18 protein-coding genes are annotated in these 16,673 nt (G+C 61.6%); 16 read left to right on the forward strand and 2 right to left on the reverse strand.

Annotated elements, in window-relative coordinates; translation table 11 throughout:
- From ACYG97_RS14685 to ACYG97_RS14705, 5 genes are all read left to right on the forward strand, one after another.
- Nucleotides 1-1,131, forward strand: a complete 1,131-nt coding sequence (locus ACYG97_RS14685) for a CgeB family protein (RefSeq protein WP_023733218.1) — start codon at nucleotides 1-3, stop codon at nucleotides 1,129-1,131.
- Nucleotides 1,128-2,222, forward strand: coding sequence for a CgeB family protein (locus ACYG97_RS14690; protein WP_023667985.1), 1,095 nt, complete (start codon nucleotides 1,128-1,130; stop codon nucleotides 2,220-2,222). The genes ACYG97_RS14685 and ACYG97_RS14690 overlap by 4 nt, the downstream gene beginning before the upstream one ends.
- Nucleotides 2,219-3,322: a CgeB family protein gene (locus ACYG97_RS14695; protein ID WP_023733219.1), complete on the forward strand. Its 1,104-nt coding sequence runs from the start codon at nucleotides 2,219-2,221 to the stop codon at nucleotides 3,320-3,322. The genes ACYG97_RS14690 and ACYG97_RS14695 overlap by 4 nt, the downstream gene beginning before the upstream one ends.
- A 23-nt stretch (nucleotides 3,323-3,345) precedes the next feature.
- Complete coding sequence (locus tag ACYG97_RS14700) at nucleotides 3,346-4,386, forward strand: UDP-glucuronic acid decarboxylase family protein (protein WP_023681096.1); 1,041 nt, start codon at nucleotides 3,346-3,348, stop codon at nucleotides 4,384-4,386.
- A gap of 94 nt (nucleotides 4,387-4,480) precedes the next feature.
- The gene (locus ACYG97_RS14705; protein WP_023667982.1) at nucleotides 4,481-4,666 is read left to right on the forward strand and encodes a hypothetical protein; all 186 of its coding nucleotides are present in this window, start codon (nucleotides 4,481-4,483) and stop codon (nucleotides 4,664-4,666) included.
- Between the two features lie 8 nt (nucleotides 4,667-4,674).
- Here ACYG97_RS14705 and ACYG97_RS14710 read toward each other — a convergent pair whose 3' ends face one another.
- Nucleotides 4,675-6,504, reverse strand: coding sequence for a hypothetical protein (locus ACYG97_RS14710; protein ID WP_460221591.1), 1,830 nt, complete (start codon nucleotides 6,502-6,504; stop codon nucleotides 4,675-4,677).
- 85 nt (nucleotides 6,505-6,589) lie between these two features.
- Here ACYG97_RS14710 and ACYG97_RS14715 point away from each other — a divergent pair, with 85 nt between their 5' ends.
- The 11 genes from ACYG97_RS14715 to ACYG97_RS14765 all read left to right on the forward strand — a co-directional run bounded on the left by ACYG97_RS14715 (nucleotide 6,590) and on the right by ACYG97_RS14765 (nucleotide 15,561).
- On the forward strand, nucleotides 6,590-7,693 hold the full coding sequence (locus ACYG97_RS14715) for an inositol-3-phosphate synthase (RefSeq protein WP_023681094.1): 1,104 nt from the start codon (nucleotides 6,590-6,592) through the stop codon (nucleotides 7,691-7,693).
- Entirely contained in the window at nucleotides 7,690-8,286 is a 597-nt protein-coding gene (locus tag ACYG97_RS14720) for a histidine phosphatase family protein (RefSeq protein WP_023667978.1), read from the forward strand. The genes ACYG97_RS14715 and ACYG97_RS14720 overlap by 4 nt, the downstream gene beginning before the upstream one ends.
- 14 nt (nucleotides 8,287-8,300) lie before the next feature.
- Nucleotides 8,301-9,401, forward strand: coding sequence for a CgeB family protein (locus tag ACYG97_RS14725; RefSeq protein WP_023699986.1), 1,101 nt, complete (start codon nucleotides 8,301-8,303; stop codon nucleotides 9,399-9,401).
- On the forward strand, nucleotides 9,401-10,204 hold the full coding sequence (locus ACYG97_RS14730) for a sugar phosphate nucleotidyltransferase (protein WP_023667976.1): 804 nt from the start codon (nucleotides 9,401-9,403) through the stop codon (nucleotides 10,202-10,204). The genes ACYG97_RS14725 and ACYG97_RS14730 overlap by 1 nt, the downstream gene beginning before the upstream one ends.
- A gap of 3 nt (nucleotides 10,205-10,207) precedes the next feature.
- A complete protein-coding gene (locus tag ACYG97_RS14735; protein ID WP_023733222.1) occupies nucleotides 10,208-10,969 on the forward strand; it encodes a TIGR04290 family methyltransferase in 762 nt (253 codons plus the stop codon).
- Nucleotides 10,962-11,894 carry a glycoside hydrolase 5 family protein gene (locus ACYG97_RS14740; RefSeq protein ID WP_023699985.1) on the forward strand — a complete coding sequence of 311 codons (933 nt, stop codon included), beginning with the start codon at nucleotides 10,962-10,964 and terminating at the stop codon, nucleotides 11,892-11,894. Before ACYG97_RS14735 ends, ACYG97_RS14740 begins: the two co-directional genes overlap by 8 nt.
- Before the next feature lie 36 nt (nucleotides 11,895-11,930).
- Nucleotides 11,931-13,058, forward strand: coding sequence for a glycosyltransferase family 4 protein (locus ACYG97_RS14745; protein WP_245260767.1), 1,128 nt, complete (start codon nucleotides 11,931-11,933; stop codon nucleotides 13,056-13,058).
- 8 nt (nucleotides 13,059-13,066) lie between these two features.
- On the forward strand, nucleotides 13,067-14,044 hold the full coding sequence (locus tag ACYG97_RS14750; RefSeq protein WP_245260259.1) for a GNAT family N-acetyltransferase: 978 nt from the start codon (nucleotides 13,067-13,069) through the stop codon (nucleotides 14,042-14,044).
- Nucleotides 13,944-14,951 carry a class I SAM-dependent methyltransferase gene (locus ACYG97_RS14755; protein ID WP_460221592.1) on the forward strand — a complete coding sequence of 336 codons (1,008 nt, stop codon included), beginning with the start codon at nucleotides 13,944-13,946 and terminating at the stop codon, nucleotides 14,949-14,951. Before ACYG97_RS14750 ends, ACYG97_RS14755 begins: the two co-directional genes overlap by 101 nt.
- A gap of 73 nt (nucleotides 14,952-15,024) precedes the next feature.
- Nucleotides 15,025-15,243 carry a hypothetical protein gene (locus ACYG97_RS14760; RefSeq protein ID WP_023691451.1) on the forward strand — a complete coding sequence of 73 codons (219 nt, stop codon included), beginning with the start codon at nucleotides 15,025-15,027 and terminating at the stop codon, nucleotides 15,241-15,243.
- Nucleotides 15,244-15,384: 141 nt separating this feature from the next.
- Nucleotides 15,385-15,561, forward strand: a complete 177-nt coding sequence (locus tag ACYG97_RS14765; protein WP_023667969.1) for a hypothetical protein — start codon at nucleotides 15,385-15,387, stop codon at nucleotides 15,559-15,561.
- Here the strand turns inward: ACYG97_RS14765 and ACYG97_RS14770 are convergent, their stop codons facing one another.
- On the reverse strand, nucleotides 15,562-16,125 hold the full coding sequence (locus tag ACYG97_RS14770; protein WP_023667968.1) for a sigma-70 family RNA polymerase sigma factor: 564 nt from the start codon (nucleotides 16,123-16,125) through the stop codon (nucleotides 15,562-15,564).
- Nucleotides 16,126-16,673: the final 548 nt, after the last annotated feature.

The following is a 16,673-nucleotide window of genomic DNA, read 5'->3' on the forward strand; positions in this document are numbered from 1 at the left end:
ATGCGCTTTGTGTTCTACACCCACTCGGTCGTTTCCGACTGGAACCATGGCAATGCCCATTTCCTGCGCGGCGTCATGCGAGAGCTGGTCCAGCGCCGGCATCAGGCGATTGCGCTGGAGCCGGCGAATGGCTGGAGCCGGTCGAATCTGCTGGCTGAGAAGGGGTCGTTCGCCATCGAACGCTTCCGCAAGGATTTTCCCGAACTGATGCCGGTGACCTACGATGCCGGATTTGATCACGAAGCCTGGATTGCCGAGGCCGACGTTGTGATCGTTCATGAGTGGACGGATCCGGAGCTTGTCGCACGTATTGGCCGTGCCCGGGCCGCCGGCGGCAACTTCATCCTTCTTTTTCACGACACCCACCACCGGGCCGTGTCTGCGACCGAGGCACTCTCGGCGCTCCGGCTGGAGCACTATGACGGCGTTCTCGCCTTTGGCGAAACCTTGCGCGAGAGCTATCTGCGCGCCGGCTGGGGCAAGCGCGTCTTCACTTGGCATGAAGCGGCGGACGATCGCCTGTTCAAGCCGCACCCGGAGATCCACCCCACCTCCGATCTGGTCTGGATCGGCAACTGGGGCGATGATGAGCGGACCGCCGAACTCAAGGAGTTTCTGATCGAGCCGGTGCACGATCTCGGCCTTGATGCCGCTGTTCACGGCGTACGCTACCCCAAGACCGCACTTGCGGATCTGGCCACCGCAGGACTGCGCTATGAGGGGTGGATCGCCAATGCCGACGTGCCGAAGGCCTTCGCCGCGCATCGTGTCACACTTCACATCCCACGGCGCCCCTATCGCGAGAGGTTGCCCGGAATCCCGACGATCCGCATGTTCGAGGCACTCGCCTGCGGCATTCCGCTGATTTCAGCGCCATGGTCCGATGTCGAGCAGCTTTTCAGGCCCGGTGTCGACTTCCTGTTTGCCGAGAATGGCTCGCAAATGCGGCAACAGCTTCGGACGGTGTTGTCCGACGAGGACTTTGCGGCCTCCCTGGTGACCTCGGGTCTCGAGACCATCCGCTCGCGGCACACCTGCCGCCACCGCGTCGACGAGTTGCTCGGCGTGCTCACGCAATGCGCGAGCCGACACACCGCCGTCCCGACAGCCGCAAAGGAAGCCGTCGCATGAAGATCGCATTCTATGGATCGAGCCTTTTGTCGTCCTACTGGAACGGTGCCGCGACGTACTATCGCGGTTTGCTCAAGGCACTTTCGCAATTGGGTTACGAGATCACGTTCTACGAACCCGATGTCTACGACCGGCAGAAGAACCGCGACATCGAAGCTCCCGACTGGTGCACTGTCGTCGTTTATGAGGCGACCCAGCATGCGCTGATGCAGGTCGCGGCACGTGCCGCCGGCGCCGACATCGTCGTCAAGGCGAGTGGCGTCGGTTTCGAAGACGAGGCGCTGCTTCGCGCCGTTCTCGACCACGCCCGCAGCGACGCGCTTGTCGTATTCTGGGACGTGGATGCGCCAGCCACGCTTGCCCAGTTGCGCGACGAGCCGGACCACCCGCTCCATCGTGCACTGCAGGAGATCGACCTCGTGCTGACCTATGGTGGCGGCGATCCCGTTGTCTGGGCCTATCGTGCCATGGGCGCCAAGGAGTGCGTGCCCATCTACAATGCGCTCGATCCCGAAACGCACCATCCGGTCGCCAGCAAAGCGCGTTTTGCCTGCGACCTGGCGTTCCTCGGAAACCGGCTGCCGGACCGTGAAGCGCGTGTCGAATCGTTTTTCCTCGATCCCGCCAGCCAGCTGCCGAAACAGCGTTTCCTGCTCGGAGGCTCGGGTTGGGGCGACAAGCCGCTCCCCACCAATGTAGGCTGGCTCGGCCATGTCGGCACCCGCGATCACAACGCCTTCAATGTCACCCCAAAAGCCGTGTTGAACATCAGCCGCGACAGCATGGCCGCCAACGGTTTTTCACCGGCCACGCGAGTGTTCGAGGCGGCCGGCGCGGGCGCCTGTCTCATCACGGATGCATGGCTGGGCGTGGAACTGTTCCTGAAACCAGGCGAGGAGATCCTGGTCGCGCGTGACGGCGGCGATGTCGCCGAAATAATGCGCTCGCTGACCCCCGGGCGGGCCAAGGCAATCGGCCAAGCCGCACTTCACCGCGTGCTGGCGGACCATACCTACGCGCTTCGGGCGGATGTGGCGGATGCCGTCTTCAAACGTCATTTCGAGCACGGGGCCGTGGAGGCAGCGGAATGACCAAGAAACTGGACATCGTCTTTCTCGGCCTGTCGCTGTCCTCATCCTGGGGAAACGGCCACGCCACGACTTTCCGGGGTCTTTTGAAAGGCTTGCACGGACTCGGTCACCACGTGACTTTTCTGGAGCGCAACGTGCCGTGGTACGCCAATCACCGCGATCTGCGCGATCCGGAGTTCTGCGCCTTGCGCTACTACGAAACCACTGCGGAGCTGCAACGCGACTACGCACAGTGCCTGGAGCAGGCCGACATCATCGTCATCGGATCCTTTGTTCCAGAAGGACGCCAGGTCATCGACATCGTCGCCTCGCTTTGCAAGGGGCAGCTCTGCTTTTACGACATCGACACCCCGGTGACCCTGGCCAAGCTTTCAGCCGACGATTGCGATTATCTGAGTTCGCGGCAAATTCCGTATTTCGATGTCTATTTCTCCTTCACTGGCGGACCAACGCTCAACCATCTGGCGCAAGACTTCGGCGCGCGCCATGCCGAACCTCTCTATTGTTCGGTCGATCCAGAACGGCATCACCCGACAGGAGATCCGATCCGCTGGGATCTCGGCTATCTCGGCACCTACAGCATGGACCGGCAGACAACGCTGAACGCTCTGCTGCTCGAGCCCGCACGGCATATGCCGAACCTCCGTTTCGTCGTGGCCGGCTCCCAATATCCATCCGACATCATCTGGCCGGACAATGTCGAACGCATCGAACATTTGCCGCCAGCCGATCACGCCGCGTTCTATAGCCGTCAGCGCTACACGCTGAATGTCACACGCAGTTCCATGATCACCGCAGGATGGTCGCCCAGCGTGCGCCTGTTCGAAGCGGCGGCTTGCGGCACGCCCATCGTCAGCGACCGCTGGCCAGGGCTCGACAGCTTCTTTCCCGCGTCGGCGATCCACACCGCCGCGGAGACGGACGATGTCATCGATATCCTCGTTGGCGAGTCCGAGCGCGCACGCCTGGCCATGGCCGGCCGGGCTCGCAAACTCGTCCTCGCTTCCCACACCGGCGCGGCCAGGGCTCGCGAATTCGTGGCGGCGCTGACCCAACCAAGGGCGACGGCCCTCGATCTCGACATTGGAAGTGCAGCATGAACGGCAGACAGGAGAAAACAGCGATGCGACAGACAAGAAAGGCGCACAGGGCAAAGACGGTGCTTGTTGCCGGCGGCGCGGGTTTCCTCGGTTCGCATCTTTGCGAAGTATTGCTCCGCAACGGCTGGCGCGTGATCTGCGTCGACAATTTTCTGACCGGGCGCATGGAAAACATCATCTCGATCATGGACCGGCCGGGTTTCCGGTTGATCGAGCAGGACATCTGCCGGCCACTGGATCTCGGCGAGCCCGTGGATCACATCTTCAACCTGGCCTGCGCCGCCTCACCGCCGCGTTATCAGGCCGACCCGATACACACCACGCGTACCTGCGTGATCGGAACCCTCAACCTGCTCGAACTCGCTGTCCGCAATGACGCGCGACTGCTGCAGGCCTCGACGAGCGAAGTGTATGGCGATCCGGAACAACACCCGCAAAGGGAGGACTACGTCGGTCATGTGAACTGCACCGGCCCACGCGCCTGCTACGACGAGGGCAAGCGCACCGCCGAAACGCTTTGCTTCGACTATCTAAGGGCCGGCAAGGCCGACGTCCGCGTCGCGCGCATCTTCAACACCTACGGTCCGAGAATGGATCCGGCCGACGGTCGCATCGTCTCGAATTTGATCATGCAGGCGCTCGAGAAGCGTCCGCTGACGATATTCGGCGACGGCCAGCAAACGCGATCCTTCTGCTATGTCTCCGACTTGATTGATGGATTGATGCGCCTGATGAACATCGACCCCAATCCGGGCAAGCCGGTCAATCTGGGCAATCCCGGAGAATTCACCATCGTGCGACTGGCGGCATTGGTGAAGGCGATGACCGGCACCAAGTCGGATCTGAAATTTCTGCCCCTGCCGCAAGACGATCCTCGGCGCAGGCAGCCTGATATTTCGCGTGCGAAAACGCTGCTCGGCTGGTCGCCGAGAGTGCCGCTCAACGAAGGGCTCAAGCTGACGATCGATTATTTCGCGGCGCTCGAAGGCACCGGCATCGGCGATCAGATGACAGGCCTTGCCAAAAGGAGACCCGCAGGCGGGCTGCAGAACCTTCCTGCATGACGTGGGCCGCGGCCGGACCTGCCCGGAGATCGTGCGGAACATCCATCCAACCTTGTAGTTTGGCGGGAGGGACCCGATACGGAGGATCATCCTCATGCAACCCAAGCGACCCGCGAAGGATGTCGACAAGATTGCCGAACGCGAGGCGGCTGCCTATTTGCGGCGCTCCTCGATCACCTATCTCGAGTGCTGCGTCAGCTTGATGATGACGCATCTGCAGCGCGAGGAAGTGGCCGCTATTCTTGAGCAGGAAGCAGACATGCTGCGAAGGCTGGATTGATCGAAACGTTACACCTGAGATTCGTCCAGGAATCGTATCAGCCCCGCCCTGTATCGGTCTGCCGTCGCGGCCAGCCTTGCTTTTTCCTGGCCATTTTCGGATTGCGCAGCCGTGCTCCAGAGCCCGATTTGGAACGCCAAATAGCAGGGTTCGAAAAAATCGATGTGGCCATTGTCAATATCGAGCCCCATCCCCTCGACCAATGTCGTCACATCGCTGTCGGACAGTCCATATTCGACACAGGCGCCGGCAATGTCCCACTCTATCGGCTGGCAGCCAATCAAATCGTGTGCCCGGCAATGGTCGACGGCATCTGTCTTGACCACCGTGCCATCGGCACAAACGAGAAACTCCCACGCGTGAAGCTTTCCGTCGATTTCCACCCGCTGCAGAACATGCGCAGGGGTTTTTTTCGAGAGCCAATGGCGCAACGTCGCCGCTCGGTTCTCGCCCAGGGCTTCAGATGTATTGGAAACAGCCATTTCCGCGAGTGCGAGCAATGATGCACCCGGTTCGCAGGTTCGGAGATTGAGCGCCCGCCAGGCTAGATAGCGCGTCAACTCCGCGACCAGCCTTCCTCTGGGCAGCGGCGCCTGGTCCATCGTGGTGCCGTCAATCCACCGTTCGACCAGAAAGCCGTGGCAAAGCCCGACCACTTGCGATCCGAACCCGGCTTTCCCCAACATTTCCGCGGCTCGTCTCTTACGCCGTCCGGTTTCGCCGAGGCCGGCGAATTTGACGAGCCAGCGACCACACCCCGCGGACGCCAGGAATTTGCGCCGCTCGATGCCGCGCGGGCTCGGCGGCCAATGCTTTTCGTCGACGTAGTGGACGCTCCTCCATTCGCCACCAGACAGTTCGGTCAGGCGTAATTCGGGGCTGCCGACCGCCTCGGCCACCCAATCGCTAAGCGTGGGAATGTTCGAGCTTTCGGGGAAGGTGCATTCGAGCGCCGTCGCCACATGTTTCGGACAGCGCGACCATGTCTCCCTGGCCTCCCGTGACGCTTCGATGCCCGGGTCGCCAGGATGGCTGGGAAACAGGTGAATGCGGTCCATACCAATACCCAGTTCCCGCAGCCACGCGACGACGGCGTGCATCGAACTGCCGGACAGACCGGGACCCTCGTCTACAACGGCGAAGCGTGCCGATGGACTATTCTTCCAGGTGGCGATCGAGCGCGGATCGGCATTGATGTGCCTGCGGAAAGGATGGCCGACCGGGCGAACGCTGAATGGCGCCGGCGCGCCAATCGCGGCAGCCACTATGGCTGCAAGCCCCAGGCCGATGCTGCGGATGCCGATCACGCATGTGTTCGCATCGAGACCTGACTCCTGCGCCGCTCCCAAATAGCTTTCGGGATAAAGCGCGTAATGCGCGTAACCCTCGGCCGAACCGGTCAGAACCTCAGCCTCGCAATCCAACCCGTCCAGCAGTTGGAGAAGTCCCGGGTCGATGCCACCGCCCACGGCGAAACCGCTTCGCCACGACTTCGCGACCTCTGCCGCAAGACCAACCAGCAATCTCGCGCCTTGCTGTTGCCGCGGCGAAAAGATGTCGATGCCGCTGGTCTCGAAATCGACATCGGCAAGCGCCCGAACCAGTTCCGATACGCTGATGAATAGTCCGACCAACGCGGCATGGCGTCGGAGGCCACGAGCCATGCGGTCCAGACTTTGAGCAATTTCGCTGGCAGCTTCGCGAAGCCGTTCTGCGCTCTGCCTCCGCTTCTGGTCGCCGTAAACGATCATCGATCGGTTTTCCAATGCTTTGCCTTGCGGCAACGCAGCGAGCGCTGCTTCGATCCATGCTGTCTTGGATCCTGCTGTCTTGCGCAATTTTTCGGCAGGCCAAGGAACATTCCGGCACGCTGGTGGTTCGGCGGCAGGAACTTACCTTTGAACAGCATAGGGCGGCAGTTTCGTGGGATCGAAAAAGGTTCGTGTCGGTATCGTCGGGGTCGGCAATTGCGCATCCTCCCTGGTGCAGGGCCTCTCCTATTATCGTCACGCAAAGAGCAACGAACCAATCCCAGGGCTGATGCATGCGGACCTCGGCGGCTACCATGTCGACGACATCGAGATTGTCTGCGCATTCGACGTCGCCAGGAGCAAGGTTGGCCTCGACGTCGCTGAAGCGATCTACGCCGCCCCGAACAACACGTTCCGCTTTGCCGATGCGGCGGCAAACGGCGTTCGCGTCGAGCGCGGACCGACACTTGACGGCATCGGAAAATATTTGCGCGACGAAATCGAGGAGGCGCCGGAGCCGGTTGCCGACGTCAGCGAGATCCTGCGCAACAGCGGCGCCGACGTGCTGGTCTCTTACCTGCCAGTGGGTTCCGAGGAGGCGACGCGCTTCTACGCCGAATGCGCGCTTGAGGCCGGCTGCGCCTTCGTCAACTGCATACCCGTTTTCATCGCCTCACGTCCGGAATGGCGCCGGCGCTTCGAGCAGCGAGGGCTGCCGCTGGTCGGCGATGATATCAAGAGCCAGGTCGGGGCGACCATCGTTCACCGCCTGCTGGCCAATCTCTTCCGCGAGCGCGGCGTGCGCATCGATCGCACTTATCAGCTGAATTTCGGGGGCAACACCGACTTCCTCAACATGCTGGAACGCGAGCGGCTGGAATCAAAGAAGATTTCCAAGACCCAGTCCGTGGCCAGCCAGTTCGATGTTCCCCTGGAGCCGGGCAATATTCATGTCGGACCCAGCGACCACGTACCGTGGCTGACCGATCGCAAATGGGCCTATATCCGGGTGGAAGGGACGACCTTCGGCGGCGTGCCGCTCAACGCCGAGCTCAAGCTGGAAGTCTGGGATTCTCCAAATTCAGCCGGCGTGGTGATCGATGCGATACGCTGCGCCAAGCTTGCGCTCGATCGCGGCATAGCGGGAGCACTGACCGGCCCCTGCAGCTATTTCATGAAGTCGCCTCCCGAACAGTTCACCGACGCCGAAGCGCGGCAGCGCACGCTCGCCTTCATCGCCGGCAAGGACGAGCCTTTGCTGGATGCCGCGGAATGACGACAACGTTCTTTTTGATCCGTCATGCAGCGCACGACAATGTCGGCTCCTATCTTGCAGGACGGATGGACGGCGTTTGCCTTGGCGAGGCTGGGAAGGCGCAGGCCGCGCATCTTGGTGGCCGCATGGCCCGGGAGCCGATTGAAGCCATCTTGTGCAGCCCGCGTGAGCGTACGCAAGAGACGGCCGTGCCGATCGCGCTTGCCTGCGGCGTCGGTGAAATTGCGATCTGCGCCGAACTCGACGAGATCGATTTCGGCGATTGGTCGGGAAAGACCTTCGACGAGTTGAACGGCGACGCCGGCTGGCGGGCGTGGAACGACCAGCGGCAGGAGGCCAGGACACCGAGCGGCGAGACCATGCTGGATGTCCAGGAGCGGATCGTCGCACTGATGAACGCAGTGCGCGAGCGGCATCCGAACCAGTGTGTCGCCCTGGTCAGCCACGCCGACGTCATCAAGGCCGCCGTCTGCAAGGTGCTTGGCTTGCCGGTCGGCGACTGCTTCCGCTTCGACATCGATCCAGCCTCGATCACGACGATCGTGTCGGGTGACTGGGGCTCCAAGCTCCTGCGAATGAACGAAGCTGCCTGACGAGGACTTTCCGGATGCAGATGGTCATTTTCGGTCTCACCGTTACATCATCATGGGGCAACGGCCATGCCACGCTCTGGCGCGGTCTGATCCGCGCCCTGGGTCGGCTGGGATGGTCCATCACCTTCTTCGAACGCGATACCCCCTACTATGCCGGGACGCGTGATCTCGATCGGCTCGATGGCGGCAACGTCGTCATTTATCCGGACTGGGAGGACATCCGTCGCGTTGCGGAGCGGGCAATGAAGCAAGCGGATGTCGTCGTCGTCACCTCCTACTGTGCCGACGCCGTGGAGGCCTCGCGGCTGGCGCAGCAGACAGGTCGCGGATTGCGTGTCTTCTACGATCTCGACACTCCGGTCACGCTTGCCCGCATCGAGCAAGGCGAGCGTCCGCCCTATTTCGGACCTGAGGGTCTCGCCGATTTCGACCTCGTTTTGAGTTACACCGGCGGCTCTGCGATCGAGGCGCTTAAGTCGGTTTTAGGCGCGCGTCACGTGGTGCCTCTCTATGGGCATGTCGATCCCGACCAACACCGGCCGGCAGAGAAGCGGGCCGAATTCGCCGGTGATCTGTCCTATCTCGGAACTTACGCGGCGGATCGCCAGGCCGGCGTCGAAAAGCTGCTGGTCCGCCCGGCCGCGCGCCTGCCCGACCACCGTTTCATCATTGGCGGCGCGCAATATCCGCAGGAATTCCCATGGAGCGACAACATCTTCTTTGTCAGGCATCTTCCGCCAGCCGACCATCCGGCTTTCTTCTCATCATCTCGCCTGACACTGAACGTCACCCGGGAGGCGATGGCGCAAAAGGGCTGGTGCCCGTCGGGACGGCTCTTCGAAGCGGCCGCGTGTGGGGCTGCCATCGTCACCGATGCATGGCCGGGCCTGGCCGAATTTTTCGAACCCGGCCGCGAAATCTTGTTGGCGCATGACACCGATGATGTGGTCGCCGCATTGCGATTGCCGGAGCGCGAGCTCGACGGCATTCGAAGGCGTGCCCGCGACCGGGTCTTGGGCGAACACACTTCCGCACGGCGCGCGGCGGAACTGGATCGCATCCTGAACGAGGCCTTTCAAAGATCTCCCGGCGAACCGATGAGGGAAGCGGTCTGATGTTGGGCATCGTACCCGCTGCCGGGCGCGGCAGCCGCATTCAGCCGCTCGGCTTCTCGAAAGAGCTGCTGCCGGTCGGTAGCCGGATCGATGGACAGACCGAGCGTCCATGCGCCGTGAGCGAGTATCTGGTACGGCGCATGGTGCAGGCCGGCGTCGACAAGATTTGCTTCATCATCGGATCGGGCAAATCCGACATCCTTGAATACTACGCCGCCGGCTACGGTGACGCGGCGGCTCTCTTCGTGGTGCAGCCGAACCCCGTCGGTCTGTGCGATGCGATCTTCCGGGCGGCGCCCCTCGTCGCGCCCGACGAGGTCGTCCTGGTCGGCCTTCCCGATACGATCTGGTTTCCCGAGGACGGTTTCCGCCATTTGCCCGACGATCAGCTCTCATTTCTGCTTTTCCCGGTGGATCAGCCGGAATTCTTCGACGCCGTCGTCACCGACGTCCACGAGCGCGTGATCGAAATCCAGGTCAAGCGACAGGATGCCGCCACGAACTGGGTTTGGGGTGCGTTCAAGATGCCGGGCCATATCCTGCATCAGCTTGCGGCACTCTGGCGTGAGCGCGAGCGCAGTGACGAATATATCGGCACTTTGGTCAACGCCTATATTGCGGCCGGCGGTACAGCTTTTGGTGTCAGGGCTGGGTCGGACTATGTCGATGTCGGCACTTTCAACGGCTATCGAACAGCTCTGCGGTTGCTTGAAAACGACGCCTCATCCGCGCAGCGCCGGCCCACCATGATCATGCCCGGCGCGCAGTCGCATGTACCCGTCGTTCCTGGCGAAGGAGCCTGAGCCATGCTGCATTCCCATGCCGAAATCCGCCGCCGCATCGATGCGCTCGGCCCATGGTTCCACAACATGGAACTTGCCGGCGTCGAAACCGCTCCCAACCATTTTCTGGGCAACTACCCGCTGATCAAATGGCGCAAATTTGCCAATGCCATTCCCGCTGATCTGAGGGGCAAGGCCGTACTCGATATCGGCTGCAATGCAGGATTTTACTCCATCGAGATGAAACGGCGAGGTGCTGACCGTGTCCTCGGCATCGATTTCGATGACGCCTACCTGGCGCAGGCTCGCTTTGCCGCCGAGGTTGCCGATTGCGAGATCGAATTCCAGAAGCTTTCGGTCTACGACGTCGGCTCGCTGCGCGAGACGTTCGATGTCGTGCTGTTCATGGGGGTGCTTTACCATTTGCGCCACCCCTTGCTCGCGCTCGACCTGATCCGCGAACATGTCGCCCGTGACCTGATGATCTTCCAGTCCATGCAGCGCGGCAGCGCGGATCTGCCCGAGTTGGAAGAAAACTATCATTTCTGGACGCATGACCTGTTCGACCAGCCGCAGTTTCCCAAGCTGCATTTTATCGAGCACCGCTATGCCGACGATCCCACCAACTGGTGGATTCCAAACCGCGCCTGCACCGAAGCGATGCTGCGCAGCGCCGGTTTCGAGATCGTTCTGCACCCCGAGCAGGAGGTCTATTTCTGCCGCGCAGCCGGGGACCCGGCCGGCGGCGGCGCCATCTACCCCTCGAAAGGACAGCTCCATGATTGAAGCCGCCATGATCTGGAACGAGCCCAACAACAAATCGCATTGGGACCCAGAGCTCGATCCCGATTGGAGCCGCTTTGCCAGGATGGCGATCTTGTCGGCTGACGCAATCGCGTCGGAGAACCCGTCTTTGACGAAAGTACTCGGTGGCATCTCGCCGATAGATCCGGGCTTTATCACCCGCATGAAGGAATTCGGCGTGCTGGACCATGTCGATGCCGTCGCCGTGCACGGCTTTCCGCTCGACTGGAACCTGTGGCAGATCCACGAATGGCCACAGAAGATCGGCGAGATCGCGACCGTCACCAACCTTCCCATCTGGGTCAGCGAAGTCGGCGTATCGACCTTCGGCGCGGAAGAAATCCAGGTTTGGGGGCTCAAGCGCACCGCTGAGTTGCTGATTGGCAACGCACCACGCATCCAGTGGTACAGCCTCTACGATCTTCCGCGCGAATGGGAAGCAACGACGCGGCATCGCGAGGCGGAGGGCTCTTCTTACTATCGACATTTCCACATGGGGCTGCTGCGCCAGGACGGTACGCCAAAACCTGCGCTGGAGGAGTTCCTGCGCTACACGCCCGCAATGGGGCTGGTGCAGTGGTTTCATTTCGAGGACCCCCGGCTGGACGATGCCGTCGCCTGGATGAAGCGGCTGGGCGTCACCAATATGCGCACGGGGCTTTCCTGGGCAGACAGCTTCCGGCCGAACGCGCTGGACTGGTTCGACCGGCAGATGGAGGCACTCGCCGATTTCGACGTGACGGTCACCTTTTGCTTTACACCGCAGCATCGGGGAATGATGCCCCACCACACCAGCCCGCCACTGGCGCCGGAGGAGTTCGCGGAATTCTGCGCAACCATGATCCGCCGCTATGCGCCCGGCATGACGTCCGCTTCGCTCCCGACGCGGCGGGCCTCGGCAGCGTGAAAGTGTCATGCTGCCATGCATCAGACGCCTGACACATTGGACGAATTAGCGGCATCATCGACAGGTGGTGCGGCATACGGGACCGAGGCGCAACCAGCCGCGGCGCTCACTGTCCTCAATGTCGCCTACCCTCTCGCGCCCGTCGGACCCGATGCTGTCGGCGGTGCCGAACAGGTTCTGTCGATGCTCGATCGGGCACTGGTTCGCGCCGGCCACCGCTCTATCGTCATTGGCTGCCACGGCTCCAGCGCGAGCGGTACCCTTGTGGAAATACCGGCTGAAGACGGCGTGCTCGACGAGGCGGCGAAGAGCCGCGCGCAGCAGGCTCATCGCAAAGCGATCGCCGCTGCCCGCGCCCGATGGCCGGTCGATGTGGTCCATCTGCACGGCATCGATTTCGATGCCTATCTGCCCGACGATGGCCCGACCCTGGTGAGCCTCCACCTGCCCTTGGACTGGTATCCGGCCGAGGCTCTGCGACCGACGCGCGACGACCTGTGGCTCCATGCGGTCTCGTCCACCCAGCAGCAAACGGCGCCACCAGGGGCCAGACTGGTGGCGCCGATTCCCAACGGCGTTGACATCGAATCATTGAACCTGGTGCAGCCGAAGCGAGACTTTGCCCTGGTTCTCAGCCGGGTCTGCCCGGAAAAGGGCATTCACCTGGCCCTGGACGCGGCCAAACAGGCGGGCGTGCCCCTGGTCATCGGCGGCAAGGTCTATCCCTACGAAACACATACGCGCTACTTTCGCGACGAGGTCCAATCCCGTCTTGATGCTCGCCGCCGCTTCCTGGGCCCGCTCGGTTTTAACGCCAAGAGGCGCTTTCTCAACGCAGCCCGCTGTCTGGTCATTCCAAGCCTCGCCGCCGAGACAAGCTCGCTTGTCGCCATGGAGGCCCTCGCCTGCGGTACCCCGGTGGTCGCATTCCCGAATGGTGCGCTTGCGGATGTCATCGAGCACGGCAGGACGGGCTTTCTCGTCAACACAGTCGACGAGATGGCCCAAGCCATTCTTGCGGCGCCCAGCCTGGACGCCGAGGCGTGCCGGGTTGAAGCGCGGCGGCGGTTTTCGCTGGAACGGATGATCTCGTCGTATATGGCTGCCTATCAGGCCCTGGCACAACTTGGCACCGATCGCAGGCGCTTCGCTGCGGCACCGTGAGAAAAGCAGTGTTGCGCAGCGAAATCATCGATGACCCCGTAAAATTCGATGCCTTGACACCGCACTGGTGGAAACTGTGGGAGCAGAGTTCCTCTGCGACGCCGTTCCAATCCCCCGCTTGGCTGGTGCCATGGTGGCGCGCATTCGCACCCGGTGAACTGGCGACAGTCGCGGTCTGGCGTGGCGGCGATCTGGTCGGGCTGGCGCCACTCTATCTCGAGCATGGAACGGCCGGTTCGAAGCTGCTTCCGGTCGGCATTTCGCTCAGTGATTATCTGGACATCCTGGCTGTCCAGGATATCGAGGCGGCGGTTGTCGCCACCATTGCCGAAACGATCTGCTCGGTCGGGTGGTCACAATGGATCTTGTCTGATCTGCCGCAAAACAGTGCCGGTCTTACGATCGCGCATCCCGGTTTAACGGTCGAGAGGCCGGCAATTCATGCAGCCTGCCCCGTGCTTGCTGTTGCCGGCGACGAAACGTTGGCCGGCTGCGTTCCCGCTCGGCGCAGGCGCCAGTTGCGCCGGGCGCGTCAAGCGGCGTCCAGACGCGGCCGGCTCGCGTTGGCGTCAGCCCGGGGCGATCAGAACTTCCTGAACCAATTGATCCGCCTGCACCATGCACGCTGGGTTGGACATGGAGGTGGTGTATTGGCCGACCCCGCCGTGCAGCACTTCCATGGGCTTTCACTTCCCTTGCTCGATGCTCACGGTCTGGTCCGATGCTGGTTGCTCGCGATCGATGGCACGACTGTCGCCGCCTATTACGGATTTCACCACCGCGGCCGCGCCTATGCCTATCTCGGCGGCCTAGATCCTGCTTATGCCGAGGAGAGCCCAGGTGCGATCCTGATCGGCCACGCGATCGCGGAGTCGATCCGCGAAGATGCGCGCGAGTTCGACTTCCTGCGCGGCCAGGAGGCCTACAAATATGGCTGGGGCGCCGTCGACAGGTGGACGATGCGGAGGATCTGGACGCGGAGTTGATGTCATGAGTGTGCACGCGCAGCGCCGGACATCGGTCAGACGGGCGGTCGAAGATTGCATGGCCGATGGTGCCTGCGCCGAAGCTGTTCTCGTCAGGCTGGCGCTTCACCTGCCGCCCACAATTGAAGCGGCGGAATTGGCGGAGTTCGTGCTGAAAGTCCGTCCGGCGGATACCGGCGATGCTGAAAGACTGCGAAAGGTCGCCGGACTGCTGCGCCACAGACCGGGCGTCCTTGCCACTTTGCGAGCGACAGGCGGCGCCGTTCGGCATGAACGCGGTAACGGCGAGACGGATATTGCCGTCGTCACGCGGCTGGCCTCGAGTTTTGATGCCGCGGCAGCAATTTCGACAGCCGCAAGTGTCCAGTTAGGATCCCTTGGCGATGACGAGCGGCTGACAGCCATGACCGACGAAATCGTTGAATGGCTCGAGGCGCGAGAATTCACCGGAATTGAACGAGACATTCTCGACATCGGTTGCGGCATCGGACGTTTCGAGCGCGCGCTGTCCAATTCCTTCAAGCGGATGGTCGGCATCGACATATCATCGCGGATGATCTCTATCGCCTCCGAGCAATGCGCAGCGCTCGGCAATGTCGAACTGCGCCAAACCTCCGGTCTCGATCTGGCCGACTTCGACGACGACAGTTTCGATTGCGTGTTGGCGGTCGACAGCTTTCCCTACCTGGTCCTGGCCGGCATGGCTGAGCGGCTTTTCGATGAAATTGCGCGCGTTCTCAAACGGCCGGGCCGGCTCGCATTGCTCAACTATTCTTATCGCGGATCGCTTTCTTTGGACCGGGCCGACATCGGCCGTCTTGCGCAAGCTCACCAATTGCGGGTCGTCATCGACGGCGAGAAGCCGTTTGGGTCATGGGATGGCGACGCCTTCCTGCTTGCTGGGTGAGACGGAACATTACAGCGCGATGCCGGTTCGGGCGTCGGCACCGATCGGTGTCCTGGATTCGAAGGAGGAGATCATGGCATCCGGCGGCAAAAAGCATTTCGGCCAAGGCAGCCAAGGCAAAGGTGCCGGCGCCGGCGCAATGACCACCTTGGACAAGGACAAGATCGAAGAAAACGCGGTTTTGTCCAACCGCGACAGGAAGCAACATAGCCGAGAGCGCGGGCTGGACGGCAATCGAATCAAGTCCGATCAATTTCAGGATCACGCCGCAAACCGGTTGCTGAAGGACTGACGCCACCGCGCCGCGTCTTGCCGCGGCACGGAGGAAAACTGTGCAAGGGCCGCCGGTGAGCCTCTCGGCGGTCGACAACGCCTTGTAGTGCCGAGCGCTCATCATCAGACTTGGATCTAGGGATGCTATCAAGAGAACGTGATGTCTCATTCGAGCGACGATACCACGGATCTGCTTGTCGAGATGGCAGTGGATCAGGAGATTGCTTCCCTGCTGGCCGCCATAGAGCAGGAAAAGATACCAGACCGCCTATCCAAGCTGGCGATCCAATTGCAAAATGCTCTCGTCGAGAAGCGTCGGCGAGACGTGAAGAGCTGATTATCTGCGGCTGTCGACCTCTATATCGAGCTGACCATCCGACAGCTGATTTCGCCTTTCTATCAATGTCTGCAACGAGCTCTCCCCGAGTAGCTCAAGGATGTTGGCGCGGGCACGGTTCAGCCGGCTCTTGACCGTCCCTACCGCGCAGCCGCAGATTTCGGCGGTTTCCTCGTAGCCCACTCCTAAAACGCCGATCAGCATCAGCACCTCGCGCTGATGTTCGGGCAGCTTTTGGATGGCGCCGTGAACTTCCTTGCTCTGAACGGTCCATTCCTGGGTAGCTTCCGAAATCGGTCTCGAAGACGCGCAGTCGAGAAGGCCTGGCGCTTCCCGTGCAGCGATCTTGATCCGGGTGTAGTAGGTGTTGCGCATGATGGTGAAGAGCCACGACTTCATGCGTGTACCAGGTTCGAACTTGTCGATGTTGGCGAGCCCTTTGGTCAACGTTTCCTGCACCAGATCGTCGGCATCGTCTGGAACGCGGCAGAAGGTGCGCGCGAAAGCCCGCAGGGCAGGTATCAGATCAACGATGGAAACGTCATTGGTTTGTTGGTCGGCCAAGAGATAGCCTCCGGATGACAATGGTCCAGCTCCCAGAAGAAAGAGTGAATGAACGAAGCCAGAGCTAAATGCATGGAAGTTTGGTTCGTTCCCGCCGTTGGAAACAACTCTTCGAAAATTCCACCGGGCGCGAACACGCCGACTACGGTCTTCCCCCAACCACGCCCACTTCAAAGGAACGAAACACCATGCCGAGCTTCATTCCCGGGAAGTCTCGCCGGTGCGTTTGGCTGTGCAGGGCATGGACCGAGTCGTGCGGCTGGTAACGCGCAAACCACTGCCTGACAAACCTATTGGCGAACCACGTGGCGAACTCGGCTACCATCGATACATAGCGATAATGGTTGGCCCGGAGACATGTTAGAGTCATTAATTTTGTTAACTTATTGGCGCGGGTGAAATCCAGCAATCGGTCGTAGTTGCCGGGCGGTCGGCCAACGAACATGCTCGTCCAGCACTTGCTCTATTCTGCCCTCCGATCGGGCTAAGCCGATGAAATACCGGGTTGATTCACCCCTCACGACGTCGCCGAACGGCATGCTGTCGCG

The organism is Mesorhizobium sp. W067, from assembly GCF_054719525.1.

What these genes read in the sequence shown, in the direction of transcription:
- ACYG97_RS14685 (WP_023733218.1), top strand. Translation starts at nt 1, where the DNA reads ATGCGCTTTGTGTTCTACACCCACTCGGTCGTTTCCGACTGGAACCAT.
- ACYG97_RS14765 (WP_023667969.1), top strand. Translation starts at nt 15,385, where the DNA reads ATGTCTCATTCGAGCGACGATACCACGGATCTGCTTGTCGAGATGGCA.
- ACYG97_RS14735 (WP_023733222.1), top strand. Translation starts at nt 10,208, where the DNA reads ATGCTGCATTCCCATGCCGAAATCCGCCGCCGCATCGATGCGCTCGGC.
- ACYG97_RS14760 (WP_023691451.1), top strand. Translation starts at nt 15,025, where the DNA reads ATGGCATCCGGCGGCAAAAAGCATTTCGGCCAAGGCAGCCAAGGCAAA.
- ACYG97_RS14690 (WP_023667985.1), top strand. Translation starts at nt 1,128, where the DNA reads ATGAAGATCGCATTCTATGGATCGAGCCTTTTGTCGTCCTACTGGAAC.
- ACYG97_RS14705 (WP_023667982.1), top strand. Translation starts at nt 4,481, where the DNA reads ATGCAACCCAAGCGACCCGCGAAGGATGTCGACAAGATTGCCGAACGC.
- ACYG97_RS14700 (WP_023681096.1), top strand. Translation starts at nt 3,346, where the DNA reads ATGCGACAGACAAGAAAGGCGCACAGGGCAAAGACGGTGCTTGTTGCC.
- ACYG97_RS14740 (WP_023699985.1), top strand. Translation starts at nt 10,962, where the DNA reads ATGATTGAAGCCGCCATGATCTGGAACGAGCCCAACAACAAATCGCAT.
- ACYG97_RS14720 (WP_023667978.1), top strand. Translation starts at nt 7,690, where the DNA reads ATGACGACAACGTTCTTTTTGATCCGTCATGCAGCGCACGACAATGTC.
- ACYG97_RS14725 (WP_023699986.1), top strand. Translation starts at nt 8,301, where the DNA reads ATGCAGATGGTCATTTTCGGTCTCACCGTTACATCATCATGGGGCAAC.
- ACYG97_RS14695 (WP_023733219.1), top strand. Translation starts at nt 2,219, where the DNA reads ATGACCAAGAAACTGGACATCGTCTTTCTCGGCCTGTCGCTGTCCTCA.
- ACYG97_RS14730 (WP_023667976.1), top strand. Translation starts at nt 9,401, where the DNA reads ATGTTGGGCATCGTACCCGCTGCCGGGCGCGGCAGCCGCATTCAGCCG.
- ACYG97_RS14755 (WP_460221592.1), top strand. Translation starts at nt 13,944, where the DNA reads ATGCGCGCGAGTTCGACTTCCTGCGCGGCCAGGAGGCCTACAAATATG.